General features: G+C 70.2%; 1 protein-coding gene. It reads left to right on the top strand.

From position 1 onward, the window contains the following. Positions 1-19 precede the first annotated feature (19 nt). Entirely contained in the window at positions 20-20317 is a 20298-nt protein-coding gene (locus OG293_RS07550; RefSeq protein WP_405997993.1) for a type I polyketide synthase, read from the top strand. Positions 20318-20450 lie beyond the last annotated feature (133 nt).

The following is a 20450-nucleotide window of genomic DNA, read 5'->3' as shown; positions in this document are numbered from 1 at the left end:
CCGAAGTGCGGAGTAAGTGATGACAACCCCCAACGAAAAAGTCGTTGAAGCGCTGCGGGCCTCCCTCAAGGAAACCGAGCGGCTGCGCCGCCGGAACCAGGAGCTCACCGACGCCTCCCGCGAGCCGATCGCGATCGTCGGCATGAGCTGCCGCTTCCCGGGCGGAGTCCGCTCGCCCGAGGAACTGTGGAGACTCGTCGAGAGCGGTGGCGACGCCATTTCGGGCTTCCCCGTCAACCGCGGCTGGGACATCGAGTCGCTGTACGACCCCGACCCGGACCACGAAGGCACCACCTACGCCCGCGACGGCGGATTCCTGCACGACGCGGCCGACTTCGACCCCGCGTTCTTCGGGATCTCCCCGCGCGAGGCCCTCGCCATGGACCCCCAGCAGCGGCTGCTCCTGGAGACCACCTGGGAGGTCTTCGAACGCGCCGGAATCGACCCCGCGTCGCTGCGCGGCAGCCGTGCCGGCGTCTTCGTCGGCGCGTCCGCGAACGCCTACGGGGCCGGCTCGCACGACCTCCCCGACGGCGTGGAGGGCCACCTCCTCACCGGAACCGCGTCGAGCGTGGTGTCCGGCCGACTCGCTTACGTCTTCGGCTTGGAGGGCCCCGCCGCCACTATCGACACGGCTTGCTCGTCCTCCTCCGTCGCCCTGCACATGGCTGTCCAGGCACTGCGCCAGGGCGAGTGCTCGCTCGCGCTGGCCGCGGGCGTCACCGTGCTCGCCGGCCCGGACGTCTTCGTCGAGTTCAGCCGCCAGCGGGGCCTGTCGCCCGACGGCCGCTGCAAGTCCTTCGCCGAGGCGGCGGACGGCACCGGCTGGTCGGAGGGCGCCGGCGTCCTGCTCGTGGAGCGCCTCTCCGACGCCCGCCGCAACGGCCACCGCATCCTCGCCGTCGTACGCGGCTCCGCCGTCAACCAGGACGGCGCGAGCAACGGCCTGACCGCCCCCAACGGACCCGCCCAGCAGCGGGTCATCCGCCAGGCACTGGAGAGCGCCCGGCTGACCCCCGCGGACATCGACGCGGTGGAGGCACACGGCACCGGTACGACCCTGGGCGACCCGATCGAGGCGCAGGCGCTCCTCGCCACCTACGGCCAGGGGCGCGAGGCGGACCAGCCCCTGTGGCTTGGCTCCTTGAAGTCGAACATCGGCCACACGCAGGCCGCCGCCGGTGTCGCGGGCATCATCAAGATGGTCATGGCGATGCGGCACGGCGTGCTGCCTCAGACTCTGCATGTCGACGAGCCGACCTCGCACGTGGACTGGTCGGCGGGCGGAGTGACCCTGCTGACCGAGCCGGTGGCATGGCCTCAGACCGGTCGCCCGCGCCGGGTCGGCGTCTCCGCCTTCGGCGTCAGCGGCACCAATGTGCACACGATCATCGAGCAGGCCCCGGAGCCGGAGGAGTCCCCGGAGCCGGAGGCCGCCGCGCCGCCGAAGGCGCTGCCGTGGCTCCTCTCGGCGAAGGGCCGGGACGCTCTGCGCGACCAGGCCGCACGCCTGCTCGCCTACGCCGAAGAGCACCCCGGACTGCGTCCGGTCGACATCGCCAGGTCGCTGGCGGTGGGCCGGGGCTCGTTCGACGATCGCGCCGCGGTGGTCGCGGCCGACCGTGAAGGGCTGTTGGCGGGGCTTGCGGCGCTGGCGGAGGGAGGCCCGGCTGCGGGGATCGTCAAGGGTTCGCCGGTTGGCGGGAAGCTCGCGTTCTTGTTTACGGGGCAGGGGAGTCAGCGGCTGGGGATGGGCCGTGAGCTGTATGCGGCGTATCCGGTGTTCGCGGAGGCGCTGGATGCGGTGTGCGCGTATGTGGACGCGCATCTTGAAGTGCCGTTGAAGGATGTGCTGTTCGGGTCGGACGCGGACGTGCTGGATCAGACCGTGTATACGCAGCCTGCGCTGTTCGCGGTTGAGGTGGCGTTGTTCCGGCTGGTGGAGTCGTGGGGTGTGAGGCCGGACTTCGTGGCCGGTCACTCCATTGGTGAGATCGCGGCTGCGCATGTGGCGGGGGTGTTCTCGCTGGAGGATGCGTGCGCGCTGGTCGCCGCCCGCGGCCGTCTGATGCAGGCGCTGCCGTCCGGTGGCGTGATGATCGCCGTTGAGGCGTCGGAGGATGAGGTTCTGCCGCTGCTCACCGACCGGGTGAGCATTGCCGCGGTCAACGGCCCCCAGTCGGTGGTCATCGCGGGTGACGAGGACGTGGCCGTCGCGATCGTTGAGTCTTTCGCAGACCGCAAGTCCAAGCGCCTCACCGTCAGTCATGCGTTCCATTCGCCGCACATGGACGGCATGTTGGAGGACTTCCGTGCTGTGGCGGAGGGTCTGTCGTTCGAGGCTCCGCGCATCCCGGTCGTCTCCCAGCTCACCGGGACCCTGGTCTCGGACGAGATGTCGTCCGCCGACTTCTGGGTACGGCACGTCCGCGAGGCGGTCCGTTTCCTGGACGGCATCCGTGCCCTGGAGGCCGCGGGTGTCACGACGTACATCGAACTCGGCCCCGACGGTGTCCTCTCGGCCCTCGCCCAGGACTGTGTGACGAACGAGGACGCGGTCTTCGTCCCCGTACTCCGCAAGCGCCGCCCCGAGCCGGAGAGCATCACCACCGCCCTCGCGACCGCCCACACCCACGGCATCGCCGTCGACTGGCAGGCGTACTTCTCCGGCACCGGCGCCCAGCGCGTCGACCTGCCCACCTACGCTTTCCAGCGGCAGCGCTACTGGATCGAGCCGGGCACCCGCGCCGGAGACGTGAGCGCCGCCGGGCTGGAGGAGGCCGGGCATCCGCTGCTGGGCGCTGCCGTGGCGCTCGCCGACTCCGAGGGCTTTCTTTTCACCGGGCGGCTCGGCCTCAACTCGCACCCCTGGCTGGCCGACCACGCCGTCATGGGCAGCGTCCTGCTTCCGGGCACGGCGTTCGTCGAGCTCGCGGTCCGCGCCGGTGACCAGGTCGGCTGCGATGTCGTCGAGGAGCTGACGCTGGAGGCGCCGCTGATACTGCCCGAGCGCGGTGGCGTCCAGGTGCAGATGCACGTGGGCGCACCCGACGCGGACGGCACGGGACGGCGCACGTTCACGCTCTCCTCCCGTACGCAGGACGGCGCGGCCGACGAGCCGTGGACGCGGCACGCCGGTGGCGTACTCGCCCACGGCGCAGCGCGCCCGGACTTCGCGCCGGTCCAGTGGCCCCCGGCGGGTGCCGAGGCGATCCCGACGGAGACCCTCTACGCGGACCTCGCCGAGGTCGGCATGGGATACGGCCCGGCATTCCGTGGCCTCACGGCCGCGTGGCGGCACGGCGACAGCGTCTATGCCGAGGTCGCACTGCCCGAGGAATCCGCCTCCGCGGCAAGGGACTTCGGTCTGCACCCCGCCCTGCTGGACGCCGGACTGCACGCGCTCGGTCTCGGTGTGCTGGGAGGCTCCGAGGGCGAGGGCCGGCTCCCGTTCGCGTGGAGCGGTGTGACCCTGCACGCGGCCGGAGCCGACGCGCTGCGCGTGCACCTCGCCCCGGCGGGTGCCAACGGCGTACGTCTGGAGATCGCCGACTCGGCCGGCGCACCCGTCGCCACCGTCGACTCGCTCGTCCTGCGGACCGTATCGGCGGAGCAGGTTCGGGCGGCACGCACCGCCTACCACGAGTCGGTGTTCCGGGCGGAGTGGACGGCCCTGCCGACGACCACCGAGTCGGCCGCGACAGACGGCCGCTGGGCAGTACTGGCAGCCACGGGCGCGGGCGACTGCCTGCGCGACACACTGGTGGACGAGCTGCGGAACTCCCTGCCCGGTGAGGTCGCGGTCTACACGGACCTGGCCGAGCTGGCAGCGGCCGTCGAGGCCGGAGCGGACGCGCCCGACGCCGTGTTCGCCGGATACGGGCAGACCTCCGCCCGGAACACCGACTCGTGCGACGCGCCGGACGTGAGCGCCCAGGCCGTGCACTCAGCCACTCACCACGCCCTCGCACTCGTCCAGACATGGTTCGGGGACGAGCCCTTCGCCGGTGAGCGGTTCGCCGCCACCCGCCTGGTCGTGCTCACCTGGGGCGCGGTCGCGGCGGGCGCCGACGGCACGGTCACCGATCCCGTACACGCGGCCGTCTGGGGTCTGCTGCGCTCCGCGCAGTCCGAGAACCCCGACCGGCTGCTGCTGATCGACACGGACAGGGCCGACGACTCCGTACGCGCCCTGCCCGCCGCGCTCGCCGCCGGTGAGCCGCAACTCGCCCTGCGGGCAGGCTCCGTACATGCGCTCCGGCTCGCCCGAGTGGCCGTCACCGAGGACGACGCGGCCCCGACGCAGTACGCGCCCGGCTCGACGGTGCTGATCACCGGCGCCGGCGGCATGCTCGGCGGTCTGATCGCCCGTCGCCTCGTCGCCGAGCACGGCGTACGGCATCTGCTGCTGGTGGGACGCCGCGGCGGCGCCACCCCCGAGGCCGAGCGGCTCGGCGCCGAGCTGGCCGCGGCGGGCGCCTCGGTGACGTGGGCGGCATGCGATGTCGCCGACCGGGACTCCCTCGCGGCCGTACTGGACGGCATATCCGCCGAACACCCGCTCGGCGCGGTCGTCCACACCGCCGGTGTGCTGGACGACGGTGTGATCGCCTCGCTCACCCCCGAGCGGCTCTCGGCCGTACTGCGTCCCAAGGTCGACGCGGCCTGCAACCTCCACGAGCTGACCCGCGACCTCGACCTCTCAGCCTTTGTGCTCTTCTCCTCCATCGGCGGCGTCTTCGGTGGCCCAGGACAGGGCAACTACGCGGCGGCGAACGTCTTCCTCGACGCGCTCGCCCAGCACCGCCGGTCCCAGGGGCTCGCCGCCACCTCCCTGGCCTGGGCCCTGTGGGCCGACAGCACGGGCATGGCAGGCAGCCTCGACGAGGCCGACATCAGCCGCATGCGGCGCAACGGCCTGCCCCCGCTCACCACGGCGGAGGGCCTTGGACTCTTCGACCTCGTCCACCGCATCGACGAAGCGGCGCCCGTCCTGATGCGCGCCGACCTGACCGCCCTGCGCACTCAGGCCCAGGCCGGCACCATGTCACCGCTGCTGCGCGGACTCGTACGGGTCCCCGCGCGCCGCGCCGTGAGCGGCGCCGCCGGAACAGGTGGCGAGTCCGGTCTGCGGCAGCGCCTCGCCGGGCTCTCGGCCGCCGAACAGGACCGTACGCTGCTCGACCTCGTCCGCAAGCAGGTCGCCACGGCCCTCGGTTACCCCGGACCGTCCGCCGTCGAGCCCGGCCGGTCCTTCAAGGAGCTCGGCTTCGACTCGCTGACCGCAGTCGAACTGCGCAACCTGCTCGGCGACGCCACCGGCCGCCGCCTCCCCGCAACCCTCGTCTTCGACTACCCGACGGCGACCGCCCTCGCCGGATACCTCCGTGAGGAGATCATCGGCGACCTGACGGACGACACCACCGTCCCGGCGCTCACGCCATCCGCGGCCACCGCGGACGCGACCGACGACGATCCGATTGCGATCGTGGCGATGAGCTGCCGCCTCCCCGGCGGGATCGAATCGCCCGAGGACCTGTGGCAGCTCCTCGCCACCGGCCGCGACGGCATCACCGGCTTCCCCGCGGACCGTGGCTGGGACCTCGACACCCTCTACAGCGACGATCCCGACCGCGAGGGCACCAGCTACGCCCGCGAAGGCGGATTCCTGCACGAGGCCGCCGAGTTCGACGCCTCCTTCTTCGGGATCTCGCCGCGTGAGGCGCTGGCGATGGACCCGCAGCAGCGGCTGCTGCTCGAAACCACGTGGGAGACGTTCGAGCGCGCCGGCATCGACCCGACCAGCCTGCGCGGCAGCCGCGCCGGCGTGTTCGTCGGCTCCAACGCCCAGGACTACCTCCAGCTCTGGCTGAACGACTCCGACGGCCTCGAAGGACACCTCGGTACCGGCAACGCGGCCAGTGTCGTCTCCGGCCGCCTCTCCTACACCTTCGGCCTGGAAGGCCCGGCGGTCACGGTCGACACAGCCTGTTCGTCTTCGCTGGTCGCCCTGCACCTGGCGGCCCAGGCCCTGCGACGCGGTGAGTGCTCGATGGCGCTCGCGGGCGCGGTGACCATCATGTCGACACCGGGCGCGTTCACCGAGTTCAGCCGCCAGCGCGGACTGGCCGCCGACGGCCGCATCAAGGCGTTCGCCGCCGCGGCCGACGGTACGAGCTGGTCAGAAGGCGTCGGCCTGCTGCTCGTCGAGCGGCTCTCCGACGCACAGCGCAACGGTCACCCGGTGCTCGCGGTGGTCCGGGGCACCGCCGTCAACCAGGACGGCGCGAGCAACGGCCTGACGGCTCCGAACGGCCCGTCCCAGCAGCGCGTGATCCGCGAGGCCCTGGCCGACGCCGGCCTCTCAGCCGCCGAGGTGGACGCGGTGGAGGCGCACGGTACCGGTACGACCCTGGGTGACCCGATCGAGGCGCAGGCGCTCCTCGCGACATACGGTCAGGGCCGCCCGGAGGCCCGCCCGCTGTGGCTGGGCTCCGTGAAGTCGAACATCGGCCACACCCAGGCCGTGGCCGGAGCGGCCGGCGTGATCAAAATGGTCATGGCGATGCGGCACGGTGTGCTGCCGAAGACCCTGCACATCGACGAGCCGACGCCGTACGTGGACTGGTCGGCTGGTGACATCGCCCTGCTGACCGAGCAGAAGGAGTGGCCGGAGACGGGCCGTCCGCGCCGTGCCGGTGTGTCGTCGTTCGGCTACAGCGGCACCAACGCGCACGCTGTCATCGAGCAAGCACCCCAGAGCACGACCGAGCGGACGCCGCACGACGACAACCCGGCGGAGCACGCGCCTGCGGCACGGACCCTGCCGGTGCTCCCCTGGCTCGTCTCCGGCCGTACGGCGACAGCCCTGCGGGCCCAGGCGGAACGGCTGCGTCCGGCCGCGACCGGCATCGTGATGGCCGCAGGAGCACCCGGGGCACTGGACCTCGGCCACTCCCTGGCCACGAGCCGAGCGGCACTGGAACATCGAGCGGTACTGATCGGCGCGCCGTCGGACAGCGAGTCGCTGACCTCTCGGCTCGACGCCTTGGCGGCGGGGGAGCAGGCTCCGGGGCTGGTGCAGGGCACGGTTTCCGGTGGCGGTCTGGCGTTCTTGTTTACGGGGCAGGGGAGTCAGCGGCTGGGGATGGGCGGGGAGCTGTATGAGGCGTATCCGGTGTTTGCGGATGCGTTGGACGCGGTGTGCGCTCGGCTGGATCTTGAAGTGCCGTTGAAGGATGTGCTGTTCGGGTCTGATGGCGCTGCGCTGGATCGGACGGGTTTCACTCAGCCTGCGTTGTTCGCGGTTGAGGTGGCGTTGTTCCGGCTGGTGGAGTCGTGGGGTCTCAGGCCGGACTTCGTGGCGGGTCATTCGATCGGTGAGATCGCCGCAGCCCATGTGGCCGGGGTGCTCTCCCTCGATGACGCGTGCGCGCTGGTGGAGGCTCGTGGGCGTCTGATGCAGGCGCTCCCGTCCGGTGGCGTGATGATCGCGGTGCAGGCGTCGGAGGCTGAGGTTCTGCCGCTGCTGACCGACCGGGTGAGTATTGCGGCGGTCAATGGTCCTCAGTCGGTGGTGATCGCGGGTGATGAGGCCGATGCGGTCGCGCTTGTCGAGTCCCTCACCGGCCGCAAGTCCAAGCGACTGACGGTGAGTCATGCGTTCCATTCGCCGCACATGGACGCCATGTTGGAGGACTTCCGTGCTGTGGCGGAGGGTCTGATGTTCGAGGCTCCGCGCATCCCGGTGGTGTCGAACGTGACCGGGGCGCTGGTCTCGGACGAGATGTCGTCCGCCGACTTCTGGGTTCGGCACGTCCGCGAGGCCGTGCGTTTCCTGGACGGCGTCCGTGCCCTGGAGGCCGCAGGTGTCACGACGTATGTCGAACTCGGCCCCGACGGTGTCCTCTCAGCGATGGCCCAGGACTGTCTGACGGACGAGACGGCGGTTTTCGTGCCGGTCCTGCGTTCCGGCCGTCCCGAGGCCGAGACCCTGGTCACCGCTCTCGCTCAGGCGCATGTGCGAGGGGTGGAGGTCGACTGGGCCGCGTTCTTCTCCGGTACGGGCGCGCAGCGGGTTGATCTGCCGACGTACGCCTTCCAGCGTCGGCGCTACTGGCCCGAGACCATCCTGTCGACGAGCGGCCCGCGTGTTGTCGAGCCTGTCGATGGGGTGGACGCCCGGTTCTGGGATGCGGTGGAGCGCGAGGATCTCACGTCGCTGGTCGCCGAGCTGGACGTGGACGACGACGCGCCTTTGAGCGAGCTGGCCCCTGCGCTCTTGGCCTGGCGCCGACAGGGCCAGGAGCAGGCGGAGGTGGATGGTTGGCGTTATCGGGTGTTGTGGAAGCCGTTGGTTGATGGTTCGGTGGCGCGGTTGTCGGGGTTGTGGTTGGTGGTGGTGCCGGCTGAGGGTGTGGATGACGCCTGGGTTTCGGCTGTGGTGGGTGGGTTGTCGGGTTGTGGTGCTGAGGTTCGGCGGGTTGTGGTGGGTGCGGGTGCGGGTCGGGGGGTGCTGGCTGGGTTGTTGGCTGGTGTGGGTGAGTGTGCGGGTGTGGTGTCGTTCTTGGGTTTGGATGAGTCGGGGGGTTTGTTGGGTTCGGCTGCTTTGGTGCAGGCGTTGGGTGATGTGGGTGTTGGGGCGCCGTTGTGGTGTCTGACGCGTGGTGCGGTGTCGGTGGGTCGTTCGGATCGGTTGGTGTCGCCGGTTCAGGCTCAGGTGTGGGGTTTGGGGCGGGTTGCTGCTCTGGAGGTTCCGGAGCGTTGGGGCGGTCTGGTTGATCTGCCTGGGGTGTTGGATGAGCGTGCTGTGTCGCGTCTGGTGGGTGTCCTCGCGGGTGCGGGTGCGGGTGCGGGTTCTGGTGAGGATCAGGTTGCGGTTCGGTCGTCGGGTGTGTTCGGTCGTCGTCTGGTCCGTGCTCCTCGTGCTCCTCGTGTTTCTGGTGTTTCTGGTGTTTCTGGTGGTGGGGGCTCGGTGTCGTGGTTGCCGGGTGGGTCGGTTCTGGTCACGGGTGGTACGGGTGCGTTGGGTGGCCGGGTGGCTCGGTGGCTGGCGGGGGCGGGTGCTGAGCGTCTTGTGCTGATGAGTCGTCGTGGTCCGGATGCTCCGGGTGCGGTGGATCTTGTTGGTGAGCTGGCGGGGCTGGGTGTTGAGGTTTCGGTGGTGGCGTGTGATGGCGCTGACCGTGATGCGGTGCGGGCGTTGTTGTCGGCGGAGGCCGGGTCGTTGACGGCTGTGGTGCATACGGCCGGGGTTTTGGACGATGGTGTTCTGGAGGGGCTGAGTCCGGAGCGTATCGACAGGGTCCTGTCCGCGAAGGCCAGGTCCGCTGCCATCCTTCATGAGCTGACGGGTGAGCTGGGTATCGAGCTCTCCGCTTTCGTCCTCTTCTCCTCGGTCACGGGCACGGTGGGTGCGGCTGGTCAGGCCAATTACGCGGCGGCCAATGCTTATCTGGATGCCCTGGCCGAGCAGCGTCGTGCCGATGGTCTGGCGGCGACGTCCATTGCGTGGGGTCCCTGGGCCGAGGGCGGCATGGCCGCCGACGAGGCACTTGAAGCCCGCATGCGCCGGGGCGGAGTACCGCCCATGGACGCAGAACTCGCCATCACCGCGCTTCGGCAGGCCGTCGGTTCCGCCGATGCCGCTTTGACCGTCGTGGACTTCGACTGGGCACGGTTCGCGCCGGGCTTCACCGCCGCACGGGCGAGCAAGCTCCTCGCCGAACTGCCTGAGGCGGCAGCCGTCATGCGCGGTACGGAGAGTGCGGACGCTCGCCCGGAACTTACCGGTTCATCGCTCGCCCTGAGGCTTCAGGCAATGGCCGAGGCAGATCGCGAGCCGTTCCTCCTGGAGCTCGTGTGTGCCCAGGTCGCCGAGGTACTGGGCCACTCCGGTGCCGAGGAGATCGAAGCGGGACGGGCATTCCGGGAGATCGGCTTCGACTCCCTGACCGCCGTCGAACTGCGCAACCGTCTGGGGGCAGCCGCTGAGCTGCGGCTCCCGGCCACGCTCGTCTACGACTACCCGACCCCGATGGCACTCGCCGCCCACCTCCGTGTCGAACTGCTCGGCGCGCAGCCCGTGGTGGCCGGTCCGGTGTCCAAGACCGTCGACGACGATCCGATCGCGATCGTGGCGATGAGCTGCCGTTTCCCCGGCGGTGTACGGACTCCGGAAGACCTCTGGGAGCTTTTGGCCACCGGCGGCGACGCCATCTCGGACCTTCCTCTGGACCGTGGCTGGGACCTCGATGCGCTCTACGACGCCGATCCCAGTGCGCAGGGCACCTTCTACGCCCGCGAGGGCGGGTTCCTCTACGACGCTGCCGACTTCGACCCCGCCTTCTTCGGGATCTCGCCGCGCGAGGCGCTCGCCATGGACCCGCAGCAGCGGCTCCTGCTGGAAACGTCCTGGGAAGCCTTCGAGCGGGCGGGCATCGACCCCGAGACGCTCCGGGGCAGCCAGGCCGGTGTCTTCGTCGGCACCAACGGCCAGGACTACCTCTCCGTACTTCTGGAAGAACCCGGTGGCCTTGAGGGCCACTTGGGCACGGGCAACGCGGCGAGCGTCGTGTCCGGTCGGCTCTCGTACGTGTTCGGTCTCGAAGGCCCGGCGGTCACGGTCGACACAGCCTGTTCGTCGTCGCTGGTCGCCCTGCACTGGGCGGTGCAGGCGCTGCGCAACGGTGAGTGCTCGCTCGCTCTCGCGGGCGGTGTGACGGTGATGTCCACGCCGGGCACGTTCATCGAGTTCAGTCGTCAGCGTGGGCTGGCGGAGGACGGTCGTATCAAGGCGTTCGCGGCGGCTGCGGACGGTACGGGCTGGGGCGAGGGCGTCGGCATGCTGCTGGTCGAGCGTCTGTCGGACGCTCAGCGCAACGGTCATCCGGTCCTGGCGCTGGTCCGGGGCTCGGCCGTCAATCAGGACGGTGCGAGCAACGGCCTGACCGCTCCGAACGGCCCGTCCCAGCAGCGGGTGATCCGGGCGGCCCTTGCGAGCGCGGGTCTGTCGGCCGCCGACGTGGACGCGGTCGAGGCCCACGGCACGGGTACGAAACTCGGTGATCCGATCGAGGCGCAGGCTCTCCTCGCCACGTACGGTCAGGGCCGCCAGGAAGACCGCCCGCTGCTGCTGGGCTCCATCAAATCCAACATCGGCCACACGCAGGCCGCCGCCGGTGTCGCTGGTCTGATCAAGATGGTGCTGGCGATGGAGCACGGCGTGCTCCCGCAGAGCCTCCACATCGACGCGCCGTCCCCCCAGGTCGACTGGGAAGCAGGCGACATCGCGCTTCTCACCGAGCAGAGGCAGTGGCCGGAGACAGGGCGCCCCCGCCGCGCAGGTGTCTCGTCGTTCGGCTTCAGCGGCACGAACGCGCACACCATCATCGAGCAGGCCCCGGTGCCGGCGGAGACGGACCAGGCCGAGACCGGCTCGGTGGAACCGGCCTTCCTCCCTCTTGTGCTCTCGGCGAAGGACGACAACGCACTCCGTACCCAGGCCGGGAGCCTGCGCGCGCGACTGATCGCCGCCCCCGAACTGCGCCTGTCCGATGTCGGCAGCACGCTGACGACCGGGCGCTCGGCTTTCGAGCGCCGGGCGGTGGTGGTTGCTGGGGACAGGGATGGGCTGCTGTCTGCGCTGGGGGCGTTGGCGGAGGGTGGTTCGGGTGCGGGGCTGGTGGAGGGTTCGCCGGTTGGGGGGAAGCTGGCGTTCTTGTTTACGGGGCAGGGGAGTCAGCGGCTGGGGATGGGCCGTGAGCTGTATGCGGCGTATCCGGTGTTCGCGGAGGCGTTGGACGCGGTGTGCGCGTATGTGGACGCGCATCTTGAAGTGCCGTTGAAGGATGTGCTGTTCGGGTCGGACGCGGACGTGCTGGACCGCACGGGTTTCACTCAGCCTGCGTTGTTCGCGGTTGAGGTGGCGTTGTTCCGGTTGGTGGAGTCGTGGGGTATGAGGCCGGACTTCGTGGCCGGTCACTCCATTGGTGAGATCGCGGCTGCGCATGTGGCGGGGGTGTTCTCGCTGGAGGATGCGTGCGCGCTGGTCGCCGCCCGCGGCCGTCTGATGCAGGCGCTGCCGTCCGGTGGCGTGATGATCGCCGTTGAGGCGTCGGAGGATGAGGTTCTGCCGCTGCTGACCGACCGGGTGAGCATTGCCGCGGTCAACGGCCCCCAGTCGGTGGTCATCGCGGGTGATGAGGCCGACGCGGTCGCGCTTGTCGAGTCCCTCACAGGCCGCATGTCCAAGCGACTGACGGTGAGCCATGCGTTCCATTCGCCGCACATGGACGGCATGCTCGCCGACTTCCGTAAGGTCGCGGAGGGTCTGTCGTACGAGACTCCGCGCATCCCGGTGGTGTCGAACGTGACCGGGGCGCTGGTCTCGGACGAGTTGGGTTCGGCGGACTTCTGGGTGCGTCATGTGCGGGAGGCTGTCCGTTTCCTGGATGGTGTCCGGGCGTTGGAGGGTGCGGGTGTCACGATGTTCGTGGAGCTCGGTCCGGACGGTGTGCTCTCGGCGATGGCACAGGAGTGCGTGACCGAGGGCGGGGCAGCGTTCGCTCCGGTCCTGCGGAACGGTCGGCCTGAAGCCGAGACGGCGTTGGCAGCCCTTGCCCAGGCACACGTCAGGGGCGTGGTCGTCGACTGGCAAGCGGTCTATGGGACCGGGGTCCGGCGGGTGGATCTGCCGACGTACCCCTTCCAGCGCCAGCGGTACTGGCCGGAGGCGTCGTCGACCACAAGTGCCTCGGTCGACGGGAGCGTCGATGCGGTGGACGCCCGGTTCTGGGATGCGGTGGCGCGGGAGGATCTCACGTCGCTGGTCGCCGAGCTGGACGTGGACGAGACACCCCTCAGCGAGGTCGTGCCCGCCTTGTCGGCGTGGCGGCGTCGGCGTCGTACTGAGTCGGAGGTGGATGGTTGGCGTTATCGGGTGTTGTGGAAGCCGTTGGTTGATGGTTCGGTGGCGCGGTTGTCGGGGTTGTGGTTGGTGGTGGTGCCGGCTGAGGGTGTGGATGACGCCTGGGTTGCGGCTGTGGTGGGTGGGTTGTCGGGTTGTGGTGCTGAGGTTCGGCGGGTTGTGGTGGGTGCGGGTGCGGGTGCGGGTCGGGGGGTGCTGGCTGGGTTGTTGGCTGGTGTGGGTGAGTGTGCGGGTGTGGTGTCGTTCTTGGGTTTGGATGAGTCGGGGGGTTTGTTGGGTTCGGCTGCTTTGGTGCAGGCGTTGGGTGATGTGGGTGTTGGGGCGCCGTTGTGGTGTCTGACGCGTGGTGCGGTGTCGGTGGGTCGTTCGGATCGGTTGGTGTCGCCGGTTCAGGCTCAGGTGTGGGGTTTGGGGCGGGTTGCTGCTCTGGAGGTTCCGGAGCGTTGGGGCGGTCTGGTTGATCTGCCTGGGGTGTTGGATGAGCGTGCTGTGTCGCGTCTGGTGGGTGTCCTCGCGGGTGCGGGTGCGGGTGCCGGTGCGGGTTCTGGTGAGGATCAGGTTGCGGTTCGGTCGTCGGGTGTGTTCGGTCGTCGTCTGGTCCGTGCTCCTCGTGCTCCTCGTGTTTCTGGTGTTTCTGGTGGTGGGGGCTCGGTGTCGTGGTTGCCGGGTGGGTCGGTTCTGGTCACGGGTGGTACGGGTGCGTTGGGTGGCCGGGTGGCTCGGTGGCTGGCGGGGGCGGGTGCTGAGCGTCTTGTGCTGATGAGTCGTCGTGGTCCGGATGCTCCGGGTGCGGTGGATCTTGTTGGTGAGCTGGCGGGGCTGGGTGTTGAGGTTTCGGTGGTGGCGTGTGATGGCGCTGACCGTGATGCGGTGCGGGCGTTGTTGTCGGCGGAGGCTGGGTCGTTGACGGCTGTGGTGCATACGGCCGGGGTTTTGGACGATGGTGTTCTGGAGGGGTTGAGTCCGGAGCGTATCGACAGGGTCCTGTCCGCGAAGGCCAGGTCCGCTGCCATCCTTCATGAGCTGACGGCCGAGCTGGGTATCGAGCTCTCCGCCTTCGTCCTCTTCTCCTCGATGAGTGGCACGGTGGGTGCGGCTGGTCAGGCCAACTATGCGGCGGCCAATGCCTATCTGGATGCCCTGGCCGAGCAGCGTCGTGCCGATGGTCTGGCGGCGACGTCCATTGCATGGGGTCCGTGGGCCGAGGACGGTATGGCCGCCGACGAGGCACTTGAAGCCCGCATGCGCCGGGACGGAGTACCGCCCATGGACGGCGAGGCGGCCGTCAACGCCCTCCAGCGGGCAATGGACGCGAACGACACGGTCGTCACCGTCGTGGACGTGGACTGGGAGCGGTTCGCACCTGGCTTCACGGCCGCACGGGCGAGCAAGCTCCTCGCGGAGCTGCCCGAGGCTCAGCGCGCTCTTGCCATGCAGGAGGGCAACGAGGGCCAGAACGGTCCAGCCGTACACGGCCGCCACTCGCTTGCGCAGAAGCTGGCGGCGCTGCCCGCCGTCGAGCGGGACCGGCTGCTGCTCGATCTCGTACGCAAGGACGTGGCTGCGGTACTGGGTCATGCCGGCGTGGAAAGTGTCGGTGCGGCGAGGGCGTTCAAGGAGCTGGGGTTCGACTCGCTCACGGCCGTCGAGCTGCGCAACCGCCTCGGCGCCGCCACTGAACTGCGGCTTCCGGCCACACTGATCTACGACTACCCCACGTCTGCCGCCCTGGCGGACTATCTGCGGGGCGAGCTGCTCGGTACGCGGGCCGTGGTCAGTGAACCAGTGTCCAAGGCCGCAGACGACGATCCGATTGCGATCGTGGCGATGAGCTGCCGTTTCCCCGGCGGTGTACGGAATCCGGAGGACCTCTGGCGGCTTCTGTCGACCGGTGGCGACGCCATCGGTGAGTTCCCGGCCGACCGCGGCTGGGACGCGGAGTCGCTGTTCGGGCCGCAGTCCGAACAGGATGCCTCGTACGCCCGTGAGGGCGGGTTCCTCTACGACGCGGCCGACTTCGACCCCGCCTTCTTCGGGATCTCGCCGCGCGAGGCCCTCGCCATGGACCCGCAGCAGCGGCTCCTCCTGGAGACGTCCTGGGAGGCGTTCGAGCGAGCCGGTATCGACCCGTCATCGGTGCGTGGCAGCCAGGCCGGTGTCTTCGTCGGCACCAACGGCCAGGACTACCTCTCTCTCGTGCTGAACTCCGCGGACGGCGGCGACGGCTTCATGAGCACCGGAAACTCGGCGAGTGTCGTGTCCGGCCGGCTCTCGTACGTGTTCGGTCTCGAAGGCCCGGCGGTCACGGTCGACACGGCCTGCTCGGCGTCGCTGGTGGCGTTGCATCTCGCGGTGCAGGCGCTGCGCGGCGGCGAGTGCTCGCTGGCCCTGGCAGGCGGTGTGACAGTGATGTCCACGCCGGGCGCCTTCGTCGAGTTCAGTCGTCAGCGTGGGCTGGCGGAGGACGGTCGTATCAAGGCGTTCGCGGCGGCTGCGGACGGTACGGGCTGGGGCGAGGGCGTCGGCATGCTTCTCGTGGAGCGGCTGTCGGACGCTCAGCGCAACGGTCATCCGGTCCTGGCCGTGGTCCGGGGCTCGGCGATCAATCAGGACGGTGCGAGCAACGGTCTGACGGCTCCGAACGGGCCGTCCCAGCAGCGGGTGATCCGGGCGGCTCTTGCGAGCGCGGGTCTGTCGGCCGCCGACGTGGACGCGGTCGAGGCCCACGGCACGGGGACGAAACTCGGTGATCCGATCGAGGCGCAGGCTCTCCTCGCCACGTATGGTCAGGACCGCCAGGAAGATCGCCCGCTGTGGCTGGGCTCCATCAAGTCCAACATCGGCCACACGCAGGCCGCCGCCGGTGTCGCTGGTCTGATGAAGATGGTTCTCGCCATGCAGCACGGCGTGCTGCCCCAGACCCTGCACGTGGACGAGCCGACCCCGCACGTCGACTGGTCGGCAGGCGACATCGCGCTGCTGACCGAGCAGAGGGAGTGGCCGGAGACAGGCCGTCCGCGACGGGCCGGCATTTCGTCGTTCGGTGTGAGTGGTACGAACGCGCACACCATCCTGGAGCAGGCGCCGCCGCTCTCGGCGACGGTCGAAGCCGACGCCGAGCGGCCGGAGACCGGGCCCATCACGTCCGCGTGGACTCTCTCGGGCAGGACCGAAGCCGCCCTGCGTGACCAGGCGGAACGGCTGCTCGTGCACATCGACACGCGAGGCGAGCTCCGGCCGGTGGACGTCGGGCACTCGCTCGCGACCGGCAGGGCGGCGCTGGACCACCGTGCCGTGATCGTTGCGGGAGAACGGGAGGAGTTCCGACAGGCGCTGACTGCGCTGGCAGCGGGAGACTCCGCCACGCAGGTGGTGCGGGGCGTGGCACGTCCGGACCAGCAGGTGGCGTTCTTGTTTACGGGGCAGGGGAGTCAGCGGCTGGGGATGGGCCGTGAGCTGTATGCGGCGTATCCGGTGTTCGCGGACACGCTGGACGCGGTGTGCGCCCGGCTGGATCTTGAAGTGCCGCTGAAGGATGTGCTGTTTGCGGACCAGGGTGATCTCCTCGACCGGACCGCCTATACGCAGCCTGCGTTGTTCGCGGTTGAGGTGGCGTTGTTCCGGCTGGTGGAGAGCTGGGGTCTCAGGCCGGACTTCCTCGCCGGTCATTCGATCGGTGAGATCGCGGCAGCCCATGTGGCCGGGGTGCTGAGCCTTGATGATGCGTGTGCGCTGGTCGCCGCCCGTGGCCGTCTGATGCAGGCGCTGCCGTCCGGTGGTGTGATGATCGCGGTGCAGGCGTCGGAGGCTGAGGTTCTGCCGCTGCTGACCGACCGGGTGAGTATTGCCGCGGTCAACGGCCCCCAGTCGGTGGTCGTCGCGGGTGACGAGGATGCTGCGGTCGCGGTCGTGGACGCGTTCCCGGACCGCAAGTTCAAGCGTCTCACCGTCAGTCATGCGTTCCATTCGCCGCATATGGACGGCATGCTCGCCGACTTCCGTAAGGTCGCGGAGGGTTTGTCGTTCGAGGCTCCGCGCATCCCGGTTGTCTCCCAGCTCACCGGGACCCTGGTCTCGGACGAGATGTCGTGCGCTGACTTCTGGGTCCGGCATGTCCGTGAGGCGGTCCGTTTCCTGGACGGCATCCGTGCCCTGGAGGCCGCGGGTGTCACGACGTACATCGAACTCGGCCCCGACGGCGTTCTCTCGGCCCTCGCCCAGGAGTGTGTGACGAACGAGGACGCGGTCTTCGTCCCGGTGCTCCGCAAGAGCCGCCCCGAGCCGGAGAGCATCACCACCGCCCTCGCGACCGCCCACACCCACGGCATCGCCGTCGACTGGCAGGCGTACTTCTCCGGCACCGGCGCCCAGCGCGTCGACCTCCCCACCTACCCCTTCCAGCGGCAGCGCTACTGGGTCGATTCCTTCGCCGAGTTCGAGGATGTCGCCTCGGTCGGCATCGGGTCGGCCGGCCATCCGTTGCTGGGTGCGGCGGTCGAGCTGCCGGACTCGGACGGGTTCCTGTTCACCGGTCGGCTCTCCCTCCGTACGCACCCCTGGCTCGCCGACCACGTGGTTGGGGACAACGTCGTGGTGCCCGGCGCGGCTTTCGTCGAGCTGGCGGTGCGGGCCGGGGACGAGGTCGGATGCGAGGAAGTGGAGGAGCTGACGCTCGAAGCGCCGCTCGTCCTGCCTGAGAAGGGGGCTGTGCAGCTCCGCCTCACCGTGGGTGGGGCGGATGACCGAGGGCGCCGTCCTGTGCAGGTACACAGCCGTGTCGAGGCGGCCGGTGGGGACGCGCTCTCCGGCGGGGCCTGGTCCCGCAACGCCTGCGGGCTCCTCTCCACCGGAGACAGGACCGGCGTCGACTCCGTTACGGGAACCGGCGAGTGGCCCCCCACCGGGGCCGAGCAGGTTTCCGTGGACGCTGTACGCGAACGCCTCACGGCCGCAGGGCTCTTCCACGGGCCTACCTTCCGGACCCTGACCCAGGTGTGGGTACGGGGCGAGGAGGTGTTCGCGGAGGCGCGGCTCTCCGACGAACTGCTCCCGTCCGCGAGCCGGTTCGCCTTGCATCCCGCGCTGCTCGACGCCGCCTCGCAGGCCCTGGCGGCCGGTTCGGCCGCTGACCGCGGCATCGGCGGCACGGGCAGGACGCCCCTCGCCTGGCGCGGGGTGCGGCTGCACGCGGTCGGAGCGGACGCTCTGCGCCTGCGGATCACTGCGGGCGTTCAGGACACAGTCGCCGTCGTACTGGCCGACGAGCAGGGCGCGCAGGTCGCCACGGTCGAGGCACTGGTGACGCAGGAGGTCGACGCCGAGCGGTTCGCGGTGGTCCCGGAGGGGGTCCACCAGTCCCTCTTCCGGCTCGACTGGGTGCGGACCGCGGCTCAGGGACGGCCGCCGACGGCCGGATCCTTCGCCGTCGTTGGTGCCTTGGGCAGTGACGCCGACGGCGACGAAGGCTCCCTTCTCGGCGCGTTGAAGCGCGTGGGCCTCTCCGCCGAGGCGTACGACGATCTCGCGGCGATCGACGCGACCGTCGCGGCCGGGCGGGCCATGCCCGAGACGGTGGTGGTGCCGTTCGTCGCGGCCACGGATGCGGGTGCTTCCGCCGACTCGGCGGAGGAGTGCGCGGACCTCACGCAGCAGGTGCGCCGAGCGGCGCACCACGCGCTCGCGACCGTGCAGAGCTGGCTGGACAACGGCCGGTTCGCCGGCGCTCGTCTGGTCGTCGTCACCCGCGGAGCGGTGGCCACGGATGTGGACACCGAGGTCGAAGACCTCGCCAACGCCCCGGTGTGGGGTCTGCTGCGCGCCGCACAGACCGAGCACCCGGACCGGTTCGTCCTCGTCGACCTCGACGAGACCGACGCCTCCTACCACGCCCTGCCGGGTGCCGTGGCGTCCGAGGAGCCCGAACTGGCGGTACGCGGTGGTGCGTTGTACGTGCCCCGCCTGGTCAGGGCGGGCACGGAGGCGGCGACGGGCGACACCGTCCGCCGTATCGACCCGCAGGGCACGGTCCTGATCACCGGGGCGAGCGGAGGGCTCGCCGGGCTCTTCGCCCGTCATCTGGTCGCGGAGCACGGTGTGCGGCACCTGCTGCTCACCAGCCGGCGTGGCGCCGAGGCCCAAGGCGCTGGCGAACTCACCGAGCAGATCGCCGAGTTGGGCGCTCAGGTCACCTGGACGGCGTGTGATGTGGCCGACCGGGACGGGCTGGCCGCGCTTCTCGCCTCCGTACCGGCCGAGCGTCCGCTGACGGCCGTCGTGCACACGGCGGCAGTCCTGGACGACGGAGTCGTGGATCTGCTCACACCCGAGCGGGTGGACCGGGTACTGCGGCCCAAGGCCGAGGCGGCGCTCCATCTGCACGAATTGACGCGCGATCTCGATCTGTCGGCGTTCATCCTCTTCTCCGCCGCGGCCGGCACCCTCGGCGGCGCGGGGCAGGCCAACTACGCGGCCGCGAACGTCTTCCTCGACGCCCTCGCCCGGCATCGCGCGGCCCGCGGTCTCACCGCGCTGTCCCTGGTCTGGGGCATGTGGGCCGAGGAGCGGGGCATGGCGGGCCGCCTGACCGAGGCGGAGCTGGGCAGGGCGGCGCGCGGCGGTGTCGCACCGCTGTCGGCGGCTGAGGGGCTGGCGCTCTTCGACGCGGCCATCGCGTCGGACGAGGCCGTACTCGTACCGGTCGGGATCGACGTCCCGACCCTGCGGGCCCGAGCCGCGGACGGGGGGATCCTGCCGATGTTCCGCGGGCTGGTACGGACTTCGGCGCGGAGGTCGGTGCGGAGCGTCGGGCGCGCGGCGGACGCCGGGTCCACGGACGGCGCGGCGGAACGGACGCTCGCCCAGCGGCTGGCCGAGCTGTCGGCCGCCGAGCGGGAGCGGACCGTACTGGACCTGGTACGTGGTCAGGTGGCCGCGGTACTCGGGTACAAGTCGGCCGAACTCATCGGTGGCGGGCAGGCGTTCAAGGAGCTCGGCTTCGACTCGCTGACCGCGGTCGAGCTGCGCAACCGGCTCGGCGCGGCCACCGGGCTGCTGCTTCCGGCCACCCTGATCTACGACTATCCGAATCCGGCCGCCCTCGCCCAGCACCTGCTGAGCGAGGTGGCCCCGGACGCGGCGGAGCGCAAGCTCTCCGTACTGGAGGAACTCGACCGGCTGGAGAGCACCTTCTCCTCGCTGGCTCCGGCGGAGCTGTCCGCGGCTGCCGGTGACGAAGCGGCCCACGCGCGGGTGGCGGTACGCCTCCAGACTCTGCTTGCCCTGTGGAACGACGCCCGTCAGGCGGAGGACGAGACCGGAGCCAACGCGATCGAAGAGGCGAGCGACGACGAGCTGTTCGCTCTTATCGACAAGAAGTTCGGCCAGGGCTGAACGACGCCCACCGGACGTACTGCCGGGAGCCTCCCCGGCGGTACGTCCACCCCCATGAACCCTGAGATCCGACCTGAGTCCGACCTGAGACCCGACCTGAGACCTCATCTCGGATCCGAGACCCGAGACATTC

Origin of the sequence: Streptomyces sp. NBC_00829, from assembly GCF_045161795.1 — a bacterium.
In the GTDB taxonomy this organism is placed as follows: domain Bacteria; phylum Actinomycetota; class Actinomycetes; order Streptomycetales; family Streptomycetaceae; genus Streptomyces.
The sequence above is the reverse complement of the archived record's forward strand: the minus strand, read 5'-3'. Positions and strand labels throughout refer to the sequence as shown.

Excerpts from the sequence above, each read along its gene's own strand:
- OG293_RS07550 (WP_405997993.1), top strand. The coding sequence starts at position 20 with ATGACAACCCCCAACGAAAAAGTCGTTGAAGCGCTGCGGGCCTCCCTC.